This window comes from Streptomyces sp. NPDC006207, assembly GCF_040613835.1.
Lineage (GTDB): Bacteria > Actinomycetota > Actinomycetes > Streptomycetales > Streptomycetaceae > Actinacidiphila.
This window is the reverse complement of sequence record NZ_JBEXSX010000021.1, coordinates 23135-45150: the sequence shown is the minus strand read 5'-3', so window position 1 is coordinate 45150 and position 22016 is coordinate 23135. Positions and strand designations below refer to the sequence as shown.

Here is a 22016-nt window from a genome sequence, read left to right as displayed (position 1 = left end):
CGCCCGTCGTGCCGCCCCTTTTTGTACCCATCGACGCCCGCTTTGTCACATCTCGTGAGAGATGTCACCCTGCGTTCTGGTATCTTTAGCGCGCAGTAACGGTCCGTCCGACGGCCAACGGCGTACACTACCGCGCCGCACCCATCCGCACTAAATCGTCTCGGGGACCGGATTGCCCGCGGCCGCCACCGCCCGCCGCATCGGCACCCTGGCCAGCAGCACGAACCCGATGACGAAGAACGCCACCAGGGAGACGATCGCGTCCCGGTAGCTCCCGGTCAGCTGGTACGTCAGGCCGAACAGCAGCGGCCCCAGCCAACTCGTGCCCCGGTCGCTGACCTCGTACACCGAGTAGTACTCGGCCTCCTTGCCGCGCGGGATCAGGTGCGAGAAGAGCGAGCGCGACAGCGCCTGGCTGCCGCCCAAGACCATCCCGATGGCCGCGGCCAGACAGTAGAACGCCACCGGCTCGCCGGCCGGCAGGAAGAAGCCGGCCCCGATCGTCGCCGTCCACGCCACCAGCGAGCCCAGCACCGTACGGCGCGCCCCGTACCGCGCCGCGAGCCGGCCCAGCAGCAGGGCGCCGAAGACGGCCAGCACCTGCACCAGGAGGATCGCGCCGATCAGGGCCGTCTCGTCCAGCTCCAGCTCCTCCGAGCCGTAGAGCGAGGCCTGCGAGATCACGGTCTGGATGCCGTCGTTGTAGATGAGGTACGCCAGCAGGAAGGCGAGCGTGAGCGGGTGGCGGCGCATGTCCCGCAAGGTGTCGGCGAGTTGACGCCAGCCCTGGTGGAGCGAACCCCCGCCCTTGACCGCCGGCCCGGCGGACCGCCGGCCGGGCGCGGTGTCGCGCAGCCGTATCAGCGGGACGAGCGTGAAGGCCGCCCACCACAGGCCGGCCGACGCCAGGCAGATCCGCACCGCCATGCCCTTGGAGACGCCGACCGCGTCGTGCCCGAGGAACAACGCCAGGTTGGCGACGAGCATCAACGCCCCGGCCGCGTATCCGAACGCCCAGCCCCGCGAGGAGACCGCGTCCCGCTCGTGGGGTTCGGCGATCTCCGGCAGGAAGGCGTTGTAGAGGACCATGGCCGACGCGAACGCCACGTTGGCGACGATCAGGAGTCCGCCGCCGAGAAGGTAGCGGTCCCCGGTCACGAAGAACATCGCCGTCGTCGCCGCGGCGCCGACGTACGCGAAGGTCCCGAGCAGCGCCTTCTTGCGCCCGGTCCGGTCCGCGACGGCCCCGGCGAGCGGCATCACCAGCACGGACAGCAGGACCGAGGCGGAGACCACGTACGCGAAGTACGCCCCGGCGCGGACCGGTATCCCGAGCGGGTGGACGTAGCCGTCCGGGCCCGCGGCGGCCTCCGCGACGTCGGTGAGGTACGGCCCCAGGAAGACCGTGATCACACTGGTGGAGAAGACCGAGTTGGCCCAGTCGTAGAAGTACCAGCCGCGCTGTGCGCGCCGCCGCTCGTGCGCCGGGGCGGCGGTTCCGTCCTGCACCGCCATGTCCTGCGCCTCGCCCGTGGTCACCCGTGGTTCCTGCCGATCCGTGTCGTGCGCCCTGCCGATGTGATCGGTCATGATGCCATCCACGGCCGGGGTGGGGGAGGGGGATCATCCGCCGGATTCCTCCGTTCATCCGGCGGACGCCTCCGGTCCGCCCGACCCGTGCACGGGACTGCCCCCGGGCCGCCGCGTGGGCGGCCCGGGGGCAGAACGGTCAGCCTGTGTCGCGGAGGTCCGCGACGGTCAGGCGCGACCGCCGTTCATGCGCCGGCGACGCAGCATGTAGACGCCGCCACCGGCACCGGCGAGCAGGAGCGAGGCGCCGAGCAGGGTCTCCGGGGTGTTCATGCCCATCGAACCGCCGAAGCCGGTGTCGGGGCCACCGCCGTTGCCGCCGCCCCCACCGCCACCGCCGCCGTTGCCGCCACCGCCGCCGTTGCCACCGCCGCCGCCGTTGCCGCCGCCGTAACCGCCGCCGCCGTGGCCGCCCTTGCAGCCCTTGTTGCCGCCGCCGTTGCCGCCCCACGAGTCGTCCATGTTGCGACCGTCGTCGGACGCGCTGCCGAAGCTCTGGGCGGTCAGGCCGCTGCTGTTCTTGTTGTCGTCGCTTCCGTTGTCGCTTCCGTTGTCGTTGCTGTTGTCGTCGCCGTTGTCGTCGCCGTTGTCACCGCCGTTGTCGCCACCGCGACCGCCGCCGCCGCCGTTGCCACCGCCGCCGCCGTTGTCGCCGCCGCCGTTGCCGCCGCCGTAACCGCCGCCGCCGCCGTTGCCACCGCCGCCGCCGTTGCCACCGCCGTAACCGCCGCCGCCGCCACGACCGTTGTCGTCGTCGTCGCCGCCCCACCACGACTCGCACCGGTCGTCGCCGCCGTAGCCGTGACCGCGCCCGTAGCCGCCGCCGTGGCCGCCACCGCGACCGCCGCCGTAGCCGCCACCGCCGTGGCCGCCGCCGTAACCGCCGTCCTCGTGCTCCCCGCCGTGGTCGCCCTTGTCTCCCTTTTCGCTGTCGCCCGACGCTGACGGCGACGGCGCGGCGTTGTTGACGGTGAGGGTTGCGCTGTTGAGTACACCGTTGCAGCTCAGGGTGATGGTGTATTGACCTGCAGCGAGGCCGGCTGGAACGGCGAATTGGGCGGTCTTCGGGTTGTTGCCAAGGAATGCGCTGTTGGGAAGCACGGCCCCTGGGAAGGCGGCGAACAGCGTTTCGGGGGAAGAGGTGGCCGTCACCGTTTTCGCCGCACCGTTGCAATCGGACCCAGAAGCGGAGACGCTCACGGTAGTGCCCGGGCTGACGGGGTTGGGAGAGATGCCGATGACAGCGTCGGCGAACGCATGCGACGCCGGGAGAACCACGGCGGCAACCGTCATCGATGCCGCTGCGAGAATGCGTGAACCACGCATGGGGTGAACCTCCTTGCGGGACGGGGCAGGAGGGATTGGGGCTCCCTCGACACGAACTGCGACCGCGTCCTTGAGATCCATGGCACGAGGGCGGAGATCTTCACGCACCTCGGAATCGGCACAGGCCTTCCCCCGGACGGGGCATCAGAATTCTGGCCGGAACAGCGTTGTCGCAGGTGGGGAGCCTTACCCGCAGCGGCGTCAGAAAAATGTGAAGAGCTGGTCAAACGGGTGACCGGCAACGAGTCCGCCGGTGCATCAGGCGATGAGAAGTCAGTCGATGGTCTGTCAGGCGACGCGTCGTCAACACAGCGCGTTACCGGGAAGTCCACGGCATCGCCCTGCGCCGCCGCCCCTACGGGGCGCGGACGGATCATGGCGCCGGGACAACGGTGCCTGCCGTCAGGCGATCTCACGCAGATTCACCAGAACGGCCCACCGCGGGTGTTCACGCACCACGCCACGAGGGCCTCGGGCCCCCGGTATCCCGCGACCTCGGAGCCCGTTTCCCGGCGGGGGCGACGGCCCGGCCCGGGCCGGCGATCCGTACGGGGCGGGTGAGCCGGGCGCCGGTGAACCCGGAGCTCCCGGAGCGGCGTTGACCAGGGCGCGCGGGCACGGGCCGGCACCACCGGCAGAGCCCGCGCGAGCCGCGCGAGCCGCGCGCGCCCCAGCCACGGCAGCGGCCGGGCCGCGGAGAACCGCTCGTCCATCGCCCGTCCACCACCGGTGCAGCCGCCACCCGTTGCGGCACCCCGGGCGCAGGGCGGTCCGCGACCAGGAAACCGCCCGGGAGCCATGGGGCGCGCGCGTGGTACACGACGCCCGTGGCGACGGCCAGCGAGCGCAGGACGTCAAGGCCCGGCGCGTGCGGCTGGTGAGGTCCCATCAGGACACGGTCGGCATCATCGGTGCTCGTCCTGGCAGCGCGGCGCCGGATTGCCCCCGCCGCCGCAGGGCGCCACCCGATCGGGTGGGGAGCACTTTGCCCGGTTGACTCTGATCCATCCGCGTTTGACGCATACTTCGGTTTAACATCATTTATGACGGACTGTCACTCATGATTGACCGGTCGGAGCTGAAGGACTGCGATGCTGCGAAACTCCGGGGATCACACCACCCCCGTGCCCTGGTACGGGCAGCCCGACGCCTGGTACGGGCAGCCCGACCCCTGGTTCGGCCAGCCGTTCGTGCCCGGGCACACGGCGGACGGGGCACAGGCGCCCGGCCGGCCGGGCCGCGCGCCGCAGCCCCCGGCCCGGGCCCGGCCCGCCCCGCCCACCGCGCCGGCGGGACCGCCGCCCGCGAAGAAGCGGAAGGCGAAGGACACATCCACCGCGAAGGCACAGCCTCCGGCGAAGGGCCCCGCGAGGAACCCGGCTCCGGAGCCCGCGAAGCCGCCGGCGTCGGTTGCAGGGAAGCCTGCGGCCCGGCCCGCGGCCAAGGACGCCCGCCCGGCCGCCGGCGCGGCTCCGGCGCGGACCCGGCGTCGGCTCGTGCGCCGTCCCGGTCCTCCGCGCGGTGGCACCGCCGGGCGTACCGGGACCGGGCGTCCCGGGCAGCTGAAGCTCACGCGGCGCGGCCGCGGCGCGGTCGGGGTGCTCGTGTGCTCGGTCCTCGTCGCGGGCGTGGTGCTGACCTTCGAGGGCTTCGCCGGGATGGACGGCCCGCCCCAGCCGTCCGCCGCCTCGGCGGCGCAGTCCGACGCGGCGGCGATCAAGGCGCCGCCGCCCCTCCCGCCGGCCCAGCCGACACGCATCCGCATCCGCTCCGTGAGCATCGACGCGCCGATCATGAACGTGGGGCTGGACAGCCGTGGCGTGATCGCGGCCCCGCCGCTGGAGAAGGCGGGCGAGGCCGCCTGGTTCAAGGACTCGGTCAGCCCGGGGGCCCGGGGCTCCTCCGTCATCGTGGGGCACGTCGACAACGAGAGCGGGCCCGCGGTCTTCTACAGCCTGGGGGCGCTGAAGAAGGGCTCGACCATCGACGTCGTGCGGGACGACGGCACCACGGCGATCTTCACCATCTACGGCATCGAGGTGTTCACCAAGGCCGAGTTCCCCGCCAAGCGCGTCTACGGGGACACCAAGGACCCCGAGCTGCGCGTGATCACCTGCGGCGGCACCTACAGCAAGGACTCGGGGTACTCGGGCAACGTCGTGGTCTTCGCCCGCATGTCCAAGACGAAGCAGGCCAAGGTGTGACGGGTCCGGGCGGGCGGCGGGGACCGGTCGTCAGGTCCAGGCCCCGCGTTCGGTGTACACCGCGCGCAGGGCCTCCAGCCGGTCCGTCATGATCCCGTCCACGCCCAGGTCCAGCAGGGCGCGCATCCGGGCCTCGTCGTTGATCGTCCACACGTGCACCTGCAGGTCCAGTCCGTGCGCCGCCGCGAGGAACGCGGGGTCGACGACCCGGATGCCGTACGCCTGCTCGGGGACCTGCACGCACACCGCGCCGCGCCGCCGCGCCGCGGCGAGGAGCAGCCGTTGGGCGGCACGGCCCCCGCGCGAGAGCAGCCGTAGCTCCGCCACGCCCCGGGTGCCCAGCGAACTGGCCAGCCGCGGGCCGCCCAGCGCGCGGGCCCGGACCAGCCGGGCCTCGGAGAACGAGCCCACGCACACCCGGTCCCAGGCGTCCGCGCGGCGCACCGCCTCCACCAGGGGCTCGACCGCGGCGTCCGACTTGGTGTCCACGTTCCATCGGGCGTCCGGGAACTCCTCCAGCAGTTCCTCGAACAGCGGCACCGGCTCGCGGCCCGCCACGCGGGCCCGGCCCACCTGGCTCCAGGGGAGGTCCGCGATCCGCCCGCCGGTGTCGGTGACCCGGTCCAGGGACGGGTCGTGGAAGGCGACCAGCACGCCGTCCGAGGTCAGGTGGACGTCGGTCTCCAGGTAGCGGTAGCCGAGGTCGACGGCCCGCCGGAAGGCCCAGGCGGTGTTCTCCAGGCCGTCCGCCGTGCCTCCGCGGTGGGCGAAGGCGATCGGGGCCGGGCTGTCCAGGTACGGATGGCGTATGGCGCTCACTCCGGCAGTATGGCGCGCCCCTCCGGGGTGTCCGCCACCGGCCGCCCCCCGCGGGCGACGACCACCGATTCGTCCTCCGGCCGCGACCGCGGCAGCTCGAAGAGCCGCAGGAAGAGCTGGGCCAGCGGCCCGATCGACACCGCGTACACGACCGTGCCGATCCCGACGCTGCCGCCGAGCACGAAGCCGACCGCCAGCACGGTCACCTCGATCGCGGTGCGCACCAGGCGGATCGAGCGACCCGTGCGGCGGTGCAGGCCCGTCATCAGGCCGTCGCGGGGGCCGGGGCCGTACCGGGCGGTGATGTAGAGGCCGGTCGCCACGCCGTTGAGCACCACGCCCGCCACCAGCAGCGGGATCCGCACGCCGAGACCGTGCGGCTGGGGCAGCAGGGCGAGGGTCGCGTCCATCGACAGGCCGACGACGAAGACGTTGGAGACGGTGCCGAGGCCCGGCCGCTGCCGCAACGGCCACCACAGCAGCAGGACGAGCGCGCCCACCGCCACCGAGACCAGGCCGATGCTGACCCCGGTGTGCCGCGAGATGCCCTGGTGGAGGACGTCCCACGGGTCGAGACCCAGTGCGGCGCGCACCTGCAGGGCCGCGCTCGCGCCGTAGAGGGCCAGTCCTGCGTACAGGTGCAACAGGCGGCGTGCGGTTCTGGATTGGCCCTCCACGGGACCCCCCTATGGCCATGACGAGTGGATGCGCGACACTATGTGGCATGGTCCTGGGAGAAATCCATGGCCAATGTGCGGAAGGTGGACCGGAAACCATGTCGCAGTGGACCGCAACGGTAGGGGTCACTCATCTCGCGCGTCTGCTCGAGCCCCGTCCGGCGCAGCGCGCCACCGGCCGCCGTGTCCCCGCCTACCGGGGGCTCGCCGACGGCATCCGGGTCCTGGTCCTGGAGGGGCGCGTGCCCGTGGCCGCGCGGCTCCCCGCGGAACGCGAGCTGGCGCTCGCCCTGGCCGTCAGCCGTACCACCGTCGCCGCCGCGTACGAGGCGCTGCGCGCCGAGGGCTTCGCCCGGTCACGGCGCGGCGCCGGCACGTGGACCGCGGTCCCGGAGGGCCACGCCCTGCCGACCCGCGGTCTGGAGCCGCTGCCCCCGGACGCCGCGGGCACCGTCATCGACCTCGGCTGCGCGGCGCTGCCCGCACCCGAGCCGTGGCTGACGCGTGCGGTCGAGGGCGCCCTGGCCGACCTGCCGTCCTACTCGGCCACCCACGGCGACTTCCCCGCGGGGCTGCCCGTGCTGCGCGAGGCCATCGCGGCCCGCTACACCGCGCGCGGCATCCCCACCCTGCCCGAGCAGATCATGGTGACCACCGGCGCCATGGGTGCCATCGCGGCCGCCGTGCGCCGGCTGGGCGCCCCCGGTGAGCGTGTCGCCGTCGAGTCGCCGAGCTACGCCAACGTCCTGGAACTGCTGCGCGAGAACGGTGCCCGGCTCGTCCCGGTCGCCATGCGCGAAGGGCTCGGCGGCTGGGACCTCGATGCCTGGAAGCGCGTCCTGCGCGACGCGGCTCCCCGCATGGCCTACGTCATGCCCGACTTCCACAACCCCACCGGCACCCTCGTGCCCGACGACCAGCGCCGCGCCCTCGTCGAGGCCGCCCGCGCCGCCGGGACCGTCCTCGTCGCCGACGAGACCATGGCCGAGCTGCCGCTCGACGCCGCGGCCTCCGCGCCGCGCCCGATGGCCGCCTTCGACCGCGGCGGCAGCGTCATCACCGTCGGCTCCGCGAGCAAGGCCATCTGGGCCGGGCTGCGCATCGGCTGGGTACGCGCCGCGCCCGACGTCGTGCGCCGCCTCGTCAGCGCCCGCGCCTACCTCGACCTCGGCTCGCCCGTCGTCGACCAGCTCGCGGTGGCCTGGCTGCTGCGCACGGGGGCGTGGGACGACGCGGTCGCGGCCCGTCGCGAACGGGCCCGCGCCCACCGCGACGACCTGGTGGCGGCGCTGCGCGAGCGGCTGCCCGACTGGGAGTTCGCCGTCCCGTCCGGCGGCATGACCATGTGGGTGCGGACCGGCGACGTCTCCGGCTCACGCCTCGCCGTCGCGGGCGAGCGCCTCGGCGTCCGCGTCCCCTCGGGTCCGCGCTTCGGCGTCGACGGCGCCTTCGAGGGCTACGTCCGGCTGCCCTTCACCGTCGGGGGGCCCGTCGCGCGTGACGCCGTCGAGCGCCTGGCGGCGGCCGCGCAGACCGTCCGCGACGGAGGCGGCTCCGAGGGCGAGGGCGCTGGGCTCTTCGTGGCCTGAGGCGGCCTGACGTGGCCTGATGGGCCCCCGGACAGGAGCCGGGACGGCTCGCCTGGCGAGCCGTCCCGGTCGGGGACGCCGTCCGGCTCAGCGGCCGTCGGGGAGCTCCGTGAGGCGGAGACGGAGCTCGACCTCCTGGTCGCCGGAGACCGATCCCTGCTCCTCGAGGCGGAAGGAGTCGCCGAGCACCTTCTTGACCTCGCGTACGTGACGGGGCCCGCCGGAGAGGTCCGCGGTCAGGGAGCCGTCGAGGTGGACGGGGCCGAGTTCGTGGCCGTGGCTGCGGGTGTCGACGGAGGCGGCCCACACGGTCGGGTGGGAGGACCCGGGGCGGGGCTCCACGGCCTCGGTGAGCGACTCGCCGGGACGTGTCGGGAAGGCGGCCTCCAACGCGCCGAGCACGGCTCCGGCGTCCTGCCGCTCGCAGCCGGTGAGGAGGACGTCGACGTGGGAATTGGTGTGATGACTGCTCATCAGCGGTTCTCCTCTCGCAGGAGGCCCGGCACGGTGCGTCGGGCACCGCAAGCCGCGCCCCCCTTCAGCGTAGGACGGCGACCGGGTACGCGCAGCGGGCGCCCTGCGCACCCGGCGCGCAGAGCGAGGGCCGGGTCACGTTCCGTCGCGGCGCACGGGGGTGGCCCCCGCGCGAGGGCGGGGGCCACCACGGTCGCGGGCGCCTAGAAGGTCAGCTTCCAGCTGTTGATGTAGCCGGTGTCCTGGGAGGCCACGTCCTGCACGCGCAGCTTCCACGTGCCGCCTGCGACCTCGCTCGACGCGTTGACCGTGTACGTGGCGATGACGTTGTCAGCGGAGTCGCTGCTGCTGGAGTTCTTCAGCCGGTAGCTGCTCCCGTCCGGGGCGACCAGGTCCACGACGAGGTCGCCGCGCCAGGTGTGCCGGATGTCCACGCCGACCGCGAGGGCCGCCGGGGCGTTGCCGCTGACGCCGCTGACGGTGATCGAGGACGTCACGGCCGCGCCGTTGTCGGGGACGCTGACGTCCGCGGTGTTCTCGAAGACCGTGCCGGGCGGGGGAGCGGTGGCGGTGCCCAGGGTCCAGATCGCGTTGGCGATCGCGTCGCTGTTGTTGTCCAGCGCGGTGTCGTTGATGTTCGACGCCGTGTCGCAGGAGGAGTGGTAGCAGCGGTCGAAGGCCTGCCCGGCCGTGCCGCCCCACTTCTGCGCCTGTGCCGAGGTCTTGGTGTAGTCGGCGCCGGAGAACAGCCCGCCGACCGGGATGCCCGCGCTCTTGAAGGGCGCGTGGTCGGAGCGGCCGTCGCCCTCGGTCTCGATCTCGGTCGCGATCCCCTTGGCGGTGAAGAAGTCCTTGAAGACCTTCTCCAGCGCGGCGTTGTCGTCGTAGACGAAGTAGCCGGGGTTGGGCGAGCCGATCATGTCGAAGTTCAGGTAGCCGTCGATCTTGGCCCGGTCGGTGCCGGCCAGGCCGTTGACGTACGCCTTGGAGCCGATCATGCCCAGTTCCTCGGCGCCCCACCAGCCGAACCGCAGGTGCTTCGTGGGCTGCAGGTTCTCGCGTGCGACGGCCAGGGCGGTCTCCAGGACGGCGGCGGAGCCGGAGCCGTTGTCGTTGATGCCGGGTCCCGCGGTGACCGAGTCGAGGTGCGCCCCCGCCATGATCACGTGGTTGGTGTCGCCGCCGGGCCAGTCGGCGACCAGGTTCCAGCCGGTGGCGCCGCTGGAGGTGAACTGCTGGAGCGTGGTGGTGTAGCCGGCGGCGTCCAGCTTGGCCTTCACGTAGTCGATCGAGGCCCGGTACCCGGCTCTGCCGTGGGCACGGTTGCCGCCGTTGGCGGTGGCGATCGACTGCAGCTGGCTCAGGTGCGCCTTGACGTTCGCCACCGGGATGTCGGGGGCTGCCGCGAGTGCGGCGGGCCGTGCGGAGGCGGGTGTCGCGGACGCGGGTGTCGCGGAGGCGGTGAGCAGGGCCGCGGCGAGCGCGGTGGCGGCCCCGGCCGCGACGATCTTGAATGCGGGCACAGGTCACTCCGGTGTGTGGGGGATGGAGTTGCGCGGGACTGTGCGGGCGTTACGGAGGCGTGCTTGACGTGTGCATGCCTGGGCGCATCCTGTGGGTCGCGGGGCCTTCCGTCAAGAGCGCATACCGGACGCCGCGTTCCGGGAACCGGGCGCGCTAGGGTCGTGACATGGCTGACGACGAAGGCCCCGTGCGGGTCGACGCCTGGATCTGGTCCGTCCGGCTCACCAAGACGCGCTCCATGGCCGCCACCGCGTGCCGTGCCGGGCACGTGCGGGTCAACGGCGAGCGCGTCAAGCCCGCGCACGCGGTCCGCCCCGGTGACGAGGTGCGGCTGCGCGGTGCGGGGCACGAGCGGATCGTCGTCGTCACTCGCCTGGTGCGGAAGCGGGTCGGCGCGGCCGTCGCGGCGGAGTGCTTCGTCGACAACAGCCCTCCGCCGCCCACCCCCGAGCAGGTGCCGGCCCCCGTCCTCCGCGACCGCGGCACGGGCCGGCCGACCAAGCGGGACCGGCGGGACATGGAGCGGCTGCGCGGCACGCGCTGAGACGGGACGATGGGCGGTCAGCCCGTGGCGGTGGCCGGCAGGCCGAGGGCGGTGAGGCGCGCGCGTGCCTCGTCGAGCTGCGGCCAGCCGTCCGTTCCGGCCGGCAGCGCCTCGCCGCAACACTGCTCCCGGGCGGCGCCCACGGGGTCACCGGCGAGGGCCAGCGCCTCGGCCAGGTGCAGCCGGCACGGCCCCTCCGCCACGGGATGGCGCAGACCGCTCAGCACCGTGAGGGCGGCCTCGAACTCCCGGACCGCCGCGGCGGGATCGCCCAGCAGGACGAGCAGGCCACCGAGGTCCCCGCGGGTGTAGGCGGTCCCCGGTGCGTTGCCCGGCTCCTCGAACAGGCGCAAGGCCGTACGGTGGCAGGCCGGCGCGGTCGCCGTGCCCCCCTCCTCGCGGGCCACCAGGCCCAGGCCGTGCAGGCCGTGCAGGCCGTACGCCTCGCCCAGCCGGTTGCCGGCGCGACCCCGCACGGTACCGGCGGCCGGCATCGCCGGACGGGCCACGGCCTCGGCCCGGGGTATGCCTCGGAGCCGCCAACGCCCGGTCCCTGGGCTCTCGTTCCGGGGCGGCGTCAGGAACCGCCGTCGCCGGGGCGCCTTGTGCGGCCGACGGGTGGGCGTGGCGCGCGCGGGCGGCTCCGGCCGAGCCGTCACTCGTTGTGGAGGACCTGCGCGATGGTCAGGCGGGCCGCGCGGCGGGCGGGGAGGTAGGCGCCGAGGACCGCGATGGCGATGCCCGTCAGGGCGAGGGCGGTCAGGGCCGGGGGGTGCCAGACGTCCGTCATGTACGGGGGGAGGGTCAGGTCGACCGCGTCCACCATGCGCGGGACGACCTGCCGGTAGCCCCAGATGCCCAGCGGGACGCCGAGTGCGGAGCCGAGGGCGCCGAGGACGGCCATCGAGGTCGTCATCATCACCGTGACCTGCCGCGGGGTCATCCCGATGGACTTGAGCATGCCCAGGTCTCGGCGCCGGTCGCGGGTGTTGAGGACGACCGTGTTGAAGACGCCGAGCGACGCGACGACGGCCAGCATCGCGGTGAGCACCGAGGCGGAGCCGACGACGGTCTGGGTGATGGCGTTCGGACCCGTGACGGCCGGGCTGACGCCCGGGTCGGCAGCCGCGGCCGCGCGGGCGTAGGCGGCCGGGTCGGTGCCGTCGCGGAGCTTGACGTGGTAGGCGATGGGCTTTTCCCCGGGGGCGAGCGCCGTGAACGTCGGCCAGTCGGCGACGAGCAGTTGGCCGTCGCTCTCCATGAACGCGCCGACGACGGTCACCTCCTCGCTCCGGTCGCCCTTCCGCAGCCGCACGGCGTCGCCGACGCGCAGGCCGGACTGCCGGAGCCAGGCCGTCCCCGCGACGACTTCTCCGGCCCGCCGCATCCAGCGGCCCTCGGTGAGCACGCTGCCCAGTTCGGGCCCGTCGCCGCGGCGGCCCTCGAGCATGGCCTCGCGCGTGGAACCGGCTACCGTCACGTCCACGTCCCCCCGGGCGGTGATCCCGGCGGCTCCGGGCAACGAGCCGAACAGGGAGGTGAGTTCGGGGTCCGAGTGTTCCGGGTCGACGACCTCGCCGTGCCGCACGTTGCTCGCGTACACGGTGACCTGGTACGCGTCCCGGCCCGCGGTGCCGAACCGGGTCATCGTCGTGGCCAGGCCGGACGCGAACGTCACCGTGGTCACGCCCAGGACCACCGCGGCCACCGTGAGGGCGCTGCGGCCGGGCCGGGCGAACGGCAGCCCTATGCCCAGGCTCACCGAACGCGGCAGCCGGCTGCCGGCCAGGTGTCGCTGGACGCCCAGGGCGCGCCCCGTCCGCGGGGCGGCGCCCGCGCTGATCGCCCGCGCCGCGGAGAGCCGGTGCGCGCGCAGCGAGGGGGCCAGCGCGGCGAGGACGCAGACGGCCGGCATGCCGAGCAGGGCGAGCACGTTCACCCACGGCGCGATGCCGACGCTGTCGTGGAACACGCCCGCGTCGGGTCCGGTGAAAGTGAACTCGAAGAAGGGCCCCGCCAGCAGGTTCCCGGCGACCACACCGACGGCGCAGCCCAGGACCGCGGGCGCGGTCACCATCACCAGGTACACGGCGAGCACTTGTCCCGGTGTGAACCCCAGGGCCTTGAGGATGCCGATGTGCCGGAAGCCGGAGATGACGGCGCCGCTCACCACGTTGGCGACGATCAGCACGGACACCACGATGCCGAGGATGCCGAAGGCCATCAGGTACGGCGCGTACGCCCGCGCCGCCCCGCCGATCCGGTGCTTGAGCGTGAGGTACGACTCGGAACCGGCGAGCGCGCCCAGCGGGAGTCGTGCGGTCACCGTCCCGAGCTGCTCGCGGAGCCGGGCGTCCGACGAGGCGTCGGAGAAGCGCAGGAGCAGCTGCGTGGTGGCCGGGTGCAGCGCGTCGATCTGGGCGGGCGCCACCCAGGCGTCGGCGGTGCGGCTCAGGTCGAAGGCGAAGCCCACGATGGTGAGCGTGGGACCGGAGGGGACCCGGATGCGTTTGCCCAGGTCGTCGGCGGTCCAGTCCGGCTGACGGTTGAGGACCACCTCGCCGGGCGCCGTCGCCCAGCGGCCCGCCCAGAGGTCCAGCCGGTCCACCGCCCCGCCCGGCTCCGCCCGGCCGACGACGGTGACCTCGCCGAAGACCCCGTACGTGGCGGTGTCCCGCGGCAGCTCGACCGTGGCCTGCGGGAAGGGTCCGCCGACGGCCTCGACGCCGGGTTCCCCCACCGCCTGGGCCAGTTGGGCGTCCGAGGTCCTGGACCGGTCGAACGCGGCGACGACATGGGGTCCGTGCTGCTTGCCGAAGGCCTTGTCGAAGGGCGCGGAGGCCGCGTCGACCAGTCCGAGCGCGACGACGATCGCCCCCGTCGAGGTCAGGGTGACCAGCGCGATGACGAGGGTCTGGAGCCTGCGCCGCCGTACGGCCGCCCGCGCGGCCCGCCACACCGCCCTCATGCGGACGGCTCCAGGGTGTGCTGCCCGGTCACCCGGCCGTCGGCGAGGGTGACCAGGCGGCTGGCGCAGCGGCGCGCGAGGTGCTCGTCGTGCGTGACCAGGACGAGCGTCTGCCCGATCTGGTTGAGGTCGAGGAGCAGGTCCATCACCTGCTCGCCCGCGCGGCTGTCCAGGGCGCCGGTCGGCTCGTCGGCGAGCAGCAGGGCGGGCCGGTTCATCAAGGCGCGTGCCACGGCGACGCGTTGCCGTTCGCCGCCGCTCAGCACGGCCGGATAGGCGTTCGCGCGGTCCGCGATGCCGAGTTCCTCGAAGAGTTCCAGGGCGCGGCGCCGGGCCGGCCGGGCGGGGGTGCCGGTCAACTGGGCGGCGAGCGCGACGTTGTCCAGCGCGGACAGGTCGTCGACGAGGTTGAAGAACTGGAAGATCATGCCGATGCGCCGCCGCCGGTACAGGGCGAGGCCCCGCTCGCTCAACCGCCCCACGTCCTCGCCGTGCACCAGCACCGTGCCGGACGTGGGCCGGTCCAGGCCGGCGATCATGTTGAGCAGGGTGGACTTGCCGCACCCGGAGGGGCCCATCACCGCGACCGCCTCCCCGGCGCGGATCTCCAGCGTGACGCCGTTCAGGGCGGTCGTCTCGCCGTATTCCTTGCGTACGCCGTCGAGCCGTACGACGGTCTTCCCGCTGCTGTCCTCAGTGACCATGAACAGGACGCTAGGGGCGAGGCGCGGCCCGGACATCCCTCCCCGGATGGCACATTGCCGGGGATCTCATCCTGGGGATGCAGGAACCCTGCATCCAGGGGCTGATGCGTCCGGGGTGGTCGTCTGCGAAGGTGATCCCGTGGCGAGAGGGGGAGCCGGACGTGCTGGTCGTGGCGCTGGGGGTGGCGTGCTTCGCCGCCGTGTGCCTGGCGGTGGCCCTGGTGCGCACGCGGCGCCGCTGGCAGGCGGCCGTGGGGGAACGCGGCTGGCTGGTCGAGCGGGAGCGGGAGAGCGCGGCGCGCGCCGCGGTGGCGGCCGAACGGGACGGGATCGCGCGGGAGTTGCACGACATCGTCAGTCACAACGTCAGCCTCATGGTGGTCCAGGCCGGCGCGGCGCGTGAGGTGATGGGCACGATGCCGGACGAGGCCGCGGCGGCGCTCCGGGCGGTCGAGGACGCGGGGCGCGGCGCCATGACCGACCTCCGGCACCTGCTGGGACTGCTGGCGCCGTCCCCGGACGGCGTGGACGGCGAGGACACCGGGGGCGGGGAGCCTGCTCCGGGTGGGCCCGGCGACGAGGGCGTCGAGGCGCTGGCCCCGCAGCCCGGCCTGGACCGGCTGGGGGCGCTCGTCGACCGGGTCTCCTTCGCCGGGCTGCCCGTCGAGGTGCGCGTCTCCGGCGAACCACGCCCCCTGCCGCAGGGCATCGACGTGACGGCGTACCGCATCGTCCAGGAGGCGCTGACCAACGCGCTCCGGCACGGCGACGGCGGGAAGGCGGAGGTGACGGTGCGGTACGCGGAGCGCGCGCTGCGCGTCGAGGTGCTCAACACCGGCCCCAGCGTGCTGGACGGAGCCGGGAGCACGCAGTCCGCGCAGTCCGTGGCGGCCCGCGCCGTGGCGCGCCGCCGTGCGGGCACCGGACGCGGTCTGCTGGGCCTGCGCGAACGGGTCGCGGTGTACGGCGGAGACCTGGACGCCCGGCGCCGCCTCGGCGGCGGTTACCGGGTCAGGGCGCGCATCCCGCTGGACCGGCCGTGACGGCGGCCGCGGACGGGGCGGCCCCCCGCGTGCTCATCGCCGACGACCAGACCCTCATCAGGACGGGCTTCCGGCTCATCCTCACCGCGCGCGGCATCACGGTGGTCGGCGAGGCCGCGGACGGCGCGGAGGCGGTCGCCGAGGCACACCGGCTGCGGCCGGACGTCGTGCTGATGGACATCCGCATGCCGGCCATGGACGGCCTGGAGGCCACGCGCCGCATCCTGGAGCGGACCCCGCAGTGCCGGGTGCTCATCCTGACCACCTTCGACCTGGACCGCTACGTCTACACGGCGCTGTCGTTGGGGGCGAGCGGCTTCCTGCTCAAGGACGTCACGCCGGAGCACCTGGCGGCGGCCGTACGGCTGGTCGGCACGGGGGACGCCCTGTTGGCGCCGTCGATCACTCGGAGGCTGGTGGAACGCTTCGCCTCCGGGTCCGCGGCCGCGCAGGACGGGCCTTCGGTCCACGCCGACCTCGCCGCCCTGACCCCTCGTGAGCTGGAGGTCCTCACGCTGCTGGGCCGCGGCCTGTCCAACCTCGAACTGGCCGCGGAACTGACGCTGAGCGAGGCGACGGTGAAGTCGCACGTCGCCCGCATCTTCGCGAAGCTCGCGCTGCGCGACCGGGCCCAAGCGGTGGTGCTGGCCTACGAGACGGGCTTGGTGCGGCCGCGCGGCCTGGATGCCGGGGGCTCCCCGGACCGGTGACCCCGCGGCTTTCGGAGGGCCGGTGAGGCGCCTGGTCTGCGAGGTACGGATGCCGTCCCGCAGCCCGCGTGCGGGTCGGTGCTGCAGGATCGGGCTCAGGTGCCGGGCGTGGTCGGCGGGGTGAGTGCCCCGGAGCGACGCCGAGGGGTGCCCGGGACCGGTGACGGTGGTGTGTCGCCGGAGCGGTGAACCTCCGCGGCGTCGCGGTCCGCCGCACGGACGGGTTCCGGCACGGCGAGGTGCGGCGGAGACGGTGATGCCGCACGTCGACCGCCTGCTTGCCCCATCGGCTTGTGCGATCGCGTACCGGCAAGCGTGCCGGCCGACGGGACGGCGCGGGCGGCCTCGGCGCCGGGTACCGCCGAGCGGAAGCAGGCGATGGGGACGCCGCCGGGGCTCCCGGGCGATGAGCCCCGGCGGTCGGCGCGGGCTCCGCGGTGACGGCGCGTGCGCGTACCACGGTTCGGGCCTGCGGACGGGTCTGGTCAGGCCCCGGGGTCTTCGGTACCGAGGGTTCCCCGGGCGGTGCGTTCCCGCCGCGATGCGCTCAGGGCAGGGGCGCCACGTAGACCCAGGCGCCGTCATGGCGGACGAAGCGGCTGTTCTCCTGCATCGCGTCGTGCTCGCCACGCAGGCTGTAGTGCGCGCGGAAGGCGACGGTGCCCTCGCTGTGGAAGGCGCTGCCGTCGGTCGTGGCGAGGATCTCCAGCCGCTCCCAGCGCAGATGGTGGTCGAGGTCCAGGTCCGCGGGCCGGGTCTCCGGGTGCCAGGTGCGCAGTACGTACGCCGCGTCGTGCACCGCGTAGGCGCTGTAGCGGGAGCGCATCAGGGCCTCGGCGGTGGGGGCGGCGGCGTGGCCGGAGTGGTAGCGGCCGCAGCAGTCGCCGTACGTGGCGGGCAGCCCGCAGGGGCAGGGCGTTCCGGGGGAGTGCGGCACGGGACGGGAGTGGGGGCGCGGGGCGGAACGGCGGCCGGGGCGGGACTTGGGCATGCCGCCATTGTGCACGGCCGCTGCGGGCGTGCCCGCAGGCCCCGTGACCACCGGCGATTCCTCCCGGGTAGCCTGCGGGACGGCAAGATCTCCGCCCGACCCCGAGGAGCCCCCGTGCCGCAGCCGAGGATCGCCCTGGTGACCACCGCGCACCTTCCGGCGGGCGCCGTCGACCGCGACCTGCCCCTGCTGCGGGACGCCGTCGCGGCGGCGGGCGCCGAGGCCGTGATCGTGCACTGGGACGACCCGGACGTCGACTGGGCCGGGTTCGACCTGGTGGTCATACGGTCGACCTGGGACTACACGGTGCGCACCGAGGAGTTCCTGGCCTGGGCCGACCGCTGCGGCGCCGCCACCACCCTGTTCAACCCGCCCGCGGTCGTGCGCTGGAACTCCGACAAGCGCTACCTCGGCGAGCTGGCCTCACTCGGCGTGCCCGCGGTCGCCACCCGCTACCTCCCGCCGGGCGGCGGCACCGGCGGGCTGCCCGGCGACCGGGATTTCGTGGTCAAGCCCGCCGCGGGCGCGGGCGCCCGCTACGCCGCGCGCTACCGCCCCGGGCAGCACGAGGAGGCGCGGGCGCACGTGGCGCGGATGCACGAGGAGGGCCTCACCGCGATGGTCCAGCCCTACATGCCGCGGATCGACACCACCGGCGAGCGCGCCCTGGTCTTCCTCGGCGGCCGGTTCCTGCACGCCATCGCCAAGAACGCCGTGCTGTCCCCGGACACGCGCTACGACCAGCGCAAGGTCGCCCACCCCGGGGTGCGTCCCTGGACCCCGACCGAGGCGGAACTGGCCGCCGCGGAACGGGCGCTGGCCGCCGTACCGGGTACGCCGGAGCTGCTCTACGCCCGGGTGGACCTCGTCGACGGCGAGGACGGCGCCCCGTGCGTGATGGAGCTGGAGCTCATCGAGCCCAACCTGTTCCTGACGGACCACCCGGACTCGTTGCCCGTGGTCGCCGGCGCGATCGTTGCGGCCGCGGGCTGAGTCTCAGCGGGTCACGGGCAGCCCGGCACGCGCGGCGGCCGTCGCGAGGACCTCGCGCAGCATGGCGGGGGTGAGCCGCCCGGTGAAGGTGTTCTGCTGGCTGACGTGGTAGCAGCCGAACAGGTGCAGCGGCGGCTCCCCTTCCGCGGGGGCCGCCAGTTCCACGTGCGCGCCGTGCCCGAACCGGGGGAGCGGCCGCGGCAGCCGGTACCCTGCGCCGCCGAGCACGGGCAGCAGCGCCTGCCAGCCGAACGCGCCGAGGACGACGATCGCGCGCAGCGTGGGCCGCAGCAGTTCCAGTTCGCGCACCAGCCACGGGCGGCAGGTCAGCCGCTCCTGCGTGGTGGGCTTGTTGGCGGGCGGCGCGCAGTGGACGGGCGAGGTCACCCGTACCCCGTACAGCTCCAGGCCGTCGCCGCGTTCCGTGGAGGTGGGCTGGGAGGCCAGGCCGACGGCGTGCAGCGCCTCGAACAGCACGTCGCCCGAGCGGTCGCCGGTGAACATCCGGCCGGTGCGGTTGCCGCCGTGCGCGGCGGGGGCCAGACCGACCAGGGCCAGCGCGGCGTCCGGCGGGCCGAAGCCCGGCACGGGACGGGCCCAGTACTCCCATCCGGCGTAGGCGCGGCGCCGGACCCGGGCGGTCTCCTCGCGCCAGGCGACCAGCCGCGGGCAGGCCCGGCAGCCGGTCAGCCGTTCGTCGAGCGCGGCCAGGTTCCCGGCACCGGGCGTGGACAGGGCGGGGAAGTCCGCCGATTCCTGCTGCACCGTGCGCCGTCCCTTCACGGCCCTACGGCGGTCGCAGGGCCCGCGTCCCACGCTACCCACCAGGCCCCCGGCCCCGCCGCGGGGGCGCGGCGGGGCCGGGGGAACGCGCCGGGAGGGCGCGGGGTCGGGGCGTCGGGTCAGGCGCGGGCCGGTTCAGGTTCCCCCGCCGCACCGGACGGTTCCGCCGCGTCCGCGGCGGGCACGGGGCGCAGCCCCTCGCCCTCGACGTCGACGTTCGGCAGGATCCGGTCCAGCCAGGACGGGAGCCACCAGGCCCGGCGGCCCAGCAGCGCGAGCACCGCGGGGACGATGGCCATCCGGACGACGAACGCGTCGAAGAAGACGGCGGTCGCCAGACCAAACCCGATCGACTTGATCATCGCCTCGCCGGAGCCGATGAACCCGGCGAAGACGGCGATCATGATGATCGCGGCGGCGGTGACCACCCGGGCACCGTGCCGGAACCCGGTGACGATGGCCTGACCGGGCCGCTCGCCGTGGACGTGGGCCTCGCGGATGCGGGTGACCAGGAAGACCTCGTAGTCCATGGCGAGGCCGAAGACCACCCCCACCAGGAAGATCGGCATCATCGACATGATCGGGCCGGTCTGCTCGACGCCCAGGAGAGAGGCGAGCCAGCCCCACTGGAAGACCGCGACGACCGCGCCGAGGGCGGCGGCGACCGAGAGCAGGAAGCCGACGGCGGCCTTCAGCGGCACGAGCACCGAGCGGAACACGACGATCAGCAGCACGAAGGCGAGGCCGACGACGAGCGCCAGGTAGGGCAGCAGCGCGTCGGTGAGCTTCTGCGAGGTGTCGATGTTCAGCGCCGTGGTGCCGGTGACGGAGACCTTGGCACCGGTGCGCTCGGTGATCCCGTCCCCCGTGGTACGGATCGCCTTGACCAGGTCCTCGGTCTCGGCGCTGCTCGGCTTGGACGCGGGCACCACGTTGATGATCGCGGTGTCCCCGGCCTTGTTGAACGTCGCCGGGGTCACGGCCGCCACGTCGTCGAGGCCCTTGATGTCCGCGGTGGCCTCCCGGACCGCACCCCGGGGGTCGACGGCGCCCTTGACGTCGGCGACCACGACGAGCGGCCCGTTGAAACCGGGGCCGAAGCCCTCCGACAGCAGGTCGTACGCCCGGCGCTGGGTCGTCGAGACGGGCTGGGAGCCGTCGTCGCCGAGGCCGAGTTCGATCGACGCGGCGGGCACGGCCACCGCGCCGAGCGCCGCGACGCAGACGAGCAGGACGGCGACGGGCCGCCGGATGACGAACCGGGCCCAGCGGGTGCCCATGTTGGGCCGTTCCGTGCGGGCCCTGCGGTGGGCGTGGTGCGCGTTCCCGTCGCGGCGGCGGAACAGGCCTCCGGCGTCCGCCGGCCGGACGCGCCGGCCGGCGAAGCCGATGAGGGCGGGCACCAGGGTGAGGGCGATGAGGACGGCGATGACGACCGTGCCGGCGGCGGCCACGCCCATCTTCGTCAGCATCGGGATGTTGACGACCGACAGCCCCACCAGCGCGATCACGACGGTCAGCCCGGCGAAGACCACGGCGGACCCCGCGGTGCCCACGGCGCGGCCGGCCGCCTCCTCGCCCTGCCGCCCCTCGGCGAGCTCGGCACGGAAGCGGGACACGATGAACAGGGCGTAGTCGATGCCCACGGCCAGGCCGATCATCATCGCCAGGATCGAGGTGGTGGACCCCAGGTCGAGGGCGCTGGCGAGCGCGGTGATGGAGCTGACGCCGATCCCGACGCCGATCAGCGCCGTGACCAGGGGCAGCCCGGCGGAGACCAGCGAACCGAAGGTGATCACCAGGACGACGGCGGCGACGGCGATGCCGATCACCTCGGTGGACCCGGTCTCCGGGCTCGTCTGGAGCGCGTCACCGCCGATCTCCACCGTCAGCCCCTTGTCGCGGGCGTGCGCGGCGGCGGTCTCCAGTTCCTCGCGGGAGGAGTCCCGCAGCTCCATGCCGGGGACCTCGTACGCCACGCGGACGTAGGCGACGGTCCGGTCCTCGCTCACGGCCCCGGCCGTGTACGGGTCGTCGACGGAGGCGACCTCGGCGCCCTGCCGCAGCTCGTCCACGACCTGCCGGACGGCCTTCTTGTTGGCGCTCTGCGTCATCTTCCCGCCGACGGGGGCCTTGAAGACCACGCGGGCGGTCGCGCCGTCGGAGCCGGTGCCGGGGAAGCGCTGGTCGAGCAGGTCGAAGGCCTTCTGGGACTCGGTGCCGGGCACGGAGAAGGAGGAGCTGCCCGCGGCGGGCGCGTTGGCGGCGCCGACACCGGCGAGGGCGAGCAGCGCCACCCAGATCAGGACGACGAAGTGCCGTCGCCGGAAGGCGAACCGGCCGGTTCGGTGGAGGAATGTGGCCACGGGGGCGTACTCCCTGTCGGGTTCGTGGGTCGGTGGAGGAGGGGTGCCGTCAGGGAGCGGGCGCGGGGACGGGTCCGGGGCGGACGCCGAGCGCGGGCAGGATCACCGCGTCGAGGAAGGCCAGCAGGTACCTCTGGGTGGGCGGGACGCCCTCGAGCACGTGCCGGGTGGCGAAGGCGCCCAGCAGCATCTGCACGAGGTAGGGGATCGCCGGGTTGTCCGCGCTGATCTCCCCGCGGTCGACGGCGCGCCGCAGCAGGGTGTCCAGGCCCGAGCGCTCCGGCTGGACCATGACCTCGCGCAGGGCGTGCAGCAGGTCGGGATGGGCGTGCAGGGCCATGGCCAGACCGCGCATGAGCGCGCAGTCGCGCTCCAGCCGCCGGTCGTCCTCGAGGGTCAGCAGGGCGCGCAGGTCGCCGCGGAGGCTCCCGGTGTCGAGGTCCCCGGCGCTGACGGGCTTCTCGTGCCGCAGTGCCATGGCGACCAACTCGGCCTTGCCGCCCCACTGGCGGTACAGGGTGGCCTTGCTGCAGTGGCAGCGAGCGGCGACGGCGTCCATGGTCAGGGCCTCGTAGCCGACCTCGCGGAGCAGGTCGAGGGTGCTCGTGTAGACCGCGGCCTCGCGTTCCGGGGTGAGGCGGCTGCCACGGCGGGCGGTGACCGGTGCCGGCATGGCCCTCTCCCTCCTAAACGAAACGGTTTCGTACTCGT

19 protein-coding genes are annotated in these 22016 nt (G+C 74.1%); 6 read left to right on the top strand and 13 right to left on the bottom strand.

What is annotated here, in order from left to right; translation table 11 throughout:
• Positions 1–150: 150 nt before the first annotated feature.
• Both ABZ312_RS18720 and ABZ312_RS18715 read right to left on the bottom strand, forming a co-directional pair.
• On the bottom strand, positions 151–1515 hold the full coding sequence (locus ABZ312_RS18720) for an MFS transporter (RefSeq protein WP_500323418.1): 1365 nt from the start codon (positions 1513–1515) through the stop codon (positions 151–153).
• Between the two features lie 243 nt (positions 1516–1758).
• Positions 1759–2916, bottom strand: coding sequence for a hypothetical protein (locus tag ABZ312_RS18715; protein ID WP_500438233.1), 1158 nt, complete (start codon positions 2914–2916; stop codon positions 1759–1761).
• A gap of 1562 nt (positions 2917–4478) precedes the next feature.
• Between ABZ312_RS18715 and ABZ312_RS18710 the strand changes: the two genes are divergently transcribed.
• Positions 4479–5120, top strand: coding sequence for a class F sortase (locus tag ABZ312_RS18710; RefSeq protein WP_499517012.1), 642 nt, complete (start codon positions 4479–4481; stop codon positions 5118–5120).
• Between the two features lie 30 nt (positions 5121–5150).
• Here the strand turns inward: ABZ312_RS18710 and ABZ312_RS18705 are convergent, their stop codons facing one another.
• Both ABZ312_RS18705 and yczE read right to left on the bottom strand, forming a co-directional pair.
• Entirely contained in the window at positions 5151–5939 is a 789-nt protein-coding gene (locus tag ABZ312_RS18705) for a glycerophosphodiester phosphodiesterase family protein (RefSeq protein WP_500326520.1), read from the bottom strand.
• Complete coding sequence (yczE, locus tag ABZ312_RS18700; protein ID WP_500326518.1) at positions 5936–6616, bottom strand: membrane protein YczE; 681 nt, start codon at positions 6614–6616, stop codon at positions 5936–5938. Before yczE ends, ABZ312_RS18705 begins: the two co-directional genes overlap by 4 nt.
• A gap of 98 nt (positions 6617–6714) precedes the next feature.
• On the opposite strand from yczE, the gene yczR reads away from it, so the two are divergent.
• Positions 6715–8205 (top strand): MocR-like transcription factor YczR, encoded by a 1491-nt coding sequence (yczR, locus tag ABZ312_RS18695; protein WP_500326516.1) that lies wholly within the window; start codon positions 6715–6717, stop codon positions 8203–8205.
• 87 nt (positions 8206–8292) lie between these two features.
• On the opposite strand, the gene ABZ312_RS18690 is transcribed toward yczR, so the two are convergent.
• Positions 8293–8679 carry a hypothetical protein gene (locus tag ABZ312_RS18690; protein ID WP_499515581.1) on the bottom strand — a complete coding sequence of 129 codons (387 nt, stop codon included), beginning with the start codon at positions 8677–8679 and terminating at the stop codon, positions 8293–8295.
• 203 nt (positions 8680–8882) lie between these two features.
• Positions 8883–10202, bottom strand: coding sequence for a M28 family metallopeptidase (locus ABZ312_RS18685; RefSeq protein ID WP_500356735.1), 1320 nt, complete (start codon positions 10200–10202; stop codon positions 8883–8885).
• A gap of 167 nt (positions 10203–10369) precedes the next feature.
• Here ABZ312_RS18685 and ABZ312_RS18680 point away from each other — a divergent pair, with 167 nt between their 5' ends.
• Entirely contained in the window at positions 10370–10747 is a 378-nt protein-coding gene (locus tag ABZ312_RS18680) for an RNA-binding S4 domain-containing protein (RefSeq protein ID WP_499515583.1), read from the top strand.
• Between the two features lie 17 nt (positions 10748–10764).
• Here ABZ312_RS18680 and ABZ312_RS18675 read toward each other — a convergent pair whose 3' ends face one another.
• The 3 genes from ABZ312_RS18675 to ABZ312_RS18665 form a co-directional block, all read right to left on the bottom strand.
• The gene (locus ABZ312_RS18675; protein WP_500360703.1) at positions 10765–11241 is read right to left on the bottom strand and encodes a tetratricopeptide repeat protein; all 477 of its coding nucleotides are present in this window, start codon (positions 11239–11241) and stop codon (positions 10765–10767) included.
• 161 nt (positions 11242–11402) lie between these two features.
• Positions 11403–13715: an ABC transporter permease gene (locus tag ABZ312_RS18670; protein ID WP_500438231.1), complete on the bottom strand. Its 2313-nt coding sequence runs from the start codon at positions 13713–13715 to the stop codon at positions 11403–11405.
• Positions 13712–14419: an ABC transporter ATP-binding protein gene (locus ABZ312_RS18665; RefSeq protein ID WP_499515586.1), complete on the bottom strand. Its 708-nt coding sequence runs from the start codon at positions 14417–14419 to the stop codon at positions 13712–13714. The genes ABZ312_RS18670 and ABZ312_RS18665 overlap by 4 nt, the downstream gene beginning before the upstream one ends.
• A gap of 131 nt (positions 14420–14550) precedes the next feature.
• Here ABZ312_RS18665 and ABZ312_RS18660 point away from each other — a divergent pair, with 131 nt between their 5' ends.
• A complete protein-coding gene (locus ABZ312_RS18660) occupies positions 14551–15462 on the top strand; it encodes a sensor histidine kinase (RefSeq protein ID WP_500438229.1) in 912 nt (303 codons plus the stop codon).
• A complete protein-coding gene (locus tag ABZ312_RS18655) occupies positions 15459–16172 on the top strand; it encodes a response regulator (RefSeq protein WP_500438227.1) in 714 nt (237 codons plus the stop codon). Before ABZ312_RS18660 ends, ABZ312_RS18655 begins: the two co-directional genes overlap by 4 nt.
• A gap of 547 nt (positions 16173–16719) precedes the next feature.
• Here ABZ312_RS18655 and ABZ312_RS18650 read toward each other — a convergent pair.
• Positions 16720–17163: a YchJ family protein gene (locus tag ABZ312_RS18650; RefSeq protein WP_500326505.1), complete on the bottom strand. Its 444-nt coding sequence runs from the start codon at positions 17161–17163 to the stop codon at positions 16720–16722.
• A 114-nt stretch (positions 17164–17277) separates the two neighbouring features.
• On the opposite strand from ABZ312_RS18650, the gene ABZ312_RS18645 reads away from it, so the two are divergent.
• Complete coding sequence (locus ABZ312_RS18645) at positions 17278–18156, top strand: DcsG N-terminal domain-containing protein (RefSeq protein WP_500326503.1); 879 nt, start codon at positions 17278–17280, stop codon at positions 18154–18156.
• A gap of 3 nt (positions 18157–18159) precedes the next feature.
• Here ABZ312_RS18645 and ABZ312_RS18640 read toward each other — a convergent pair whose 3' ends face one another.
• The 3 genes from ABZ312_RS18640 to ABZ312_RS18630 form a co-directional block, all read right to left on the bottom strand.
• The gene (locus ABZ312_RS18640; protein WP_500438225.1) at positions 18160–18921 is read right to left on the bottom strand and encodes a uracil-DNA glycosylase; all 762 of its coding nucleotides are present in this window, start codon (positions 18919–18921) and stop codon (positions 18160–18162) included.
• Between the two features lie 137 nt (positions 18922–19058).
• Positions 19059–21305, bottom strand: coding sequence for an MMPL family transporter (locus ABZ312_RS18635; RefSeq protein WP_500438223.1), 2247 nt, complete (start codon positions 21303–21305; stop codon positions 19059–19061).
• 49 nt (positions 21306–21354) lie between these two features.
• A complete protein-coding gene (locus ABZ312_RS18630; RefSeq protein WP_500438221.1) occupies positions 21355–21978 on the bottom strand; it encodes a TetR/AcrR family transcriptional regulator in 624 nt (207 codons plus the stop codon).
• Positions 21979–22016: the final 38 nt, after the last annotated feature.

Coding starts and splice junctions, on each gene's coding strand:
- ABZ312_RS18720 (WP_500323418.1), bottom strand. CDS start 1,515: ATGGCGGTGCAGGACGGAACCGCCGCCCCGGCGCACGAGCGGCGGCGC.
- ABZ312_RS18715 (WP_500438233.1), bottom strand. CDS start 2,916: ATGCGTGGTTCACGCATTCTCGCAGCGGCATCGATGACGGTTGCCGCC.
- yczR (WP_500326516.1), top strand. CDS start 6,715: ATGTCGCAGTGGACCGCAACGGTAGGGGTCACTCATCTCGCGCGTCTG.
- ABZ312_RS18690 (WP_499515581.1), bottom strand. CDS start 8,679: ATGAGCAGTCATCACACCAATTCCCACGTCGACGTCCTCCTCACCGGC.
- ABZ312_RS18680 (WP_499515583.1), top strand. CDS start 10,370: ATGGCTGACGACGAAGGCCCCGTGCGGGTCGACGCCTGGATCTGGTCC.
- ABZ312_RS18675 (WP_500360703.1), bottom strand. CDS start 11,241: ATGCCGGCCGCCGGTACCGTGCGGGGTCGCGCCGGCAACCGGCTGGGC.
- ABZ312_RS18670 (WP_500438231.1), bottom strand. CDS start 13,715: ATGAGGGCGGTGTGGCGGGCCGCGCGGGCGGCCGTACGGCGGCGCAGG.
- ABZ312_RS18665 (WP_499515586.1), bottom strand. CDS start 14,419: ATGGTCACTGAGGACAGCAGCGGGAAGACCGTCGTACGGCTCGACGGC.
- ABZ312_RS18650 (WP_500326505.1), bottom strand. CDS start 17,163: ATGCCCAAGTCCCGCCCCGGCCGCCGTTCCGCCCCGCGCCCCCACTCC.
- ABZ312_RS18630 (WP_500438221.1), bottom strand. CDS start 21,978: ATGCCGGCACCGGTCACCGCCCGCCGTGGCAGCCGCCTCACCCCGGAA.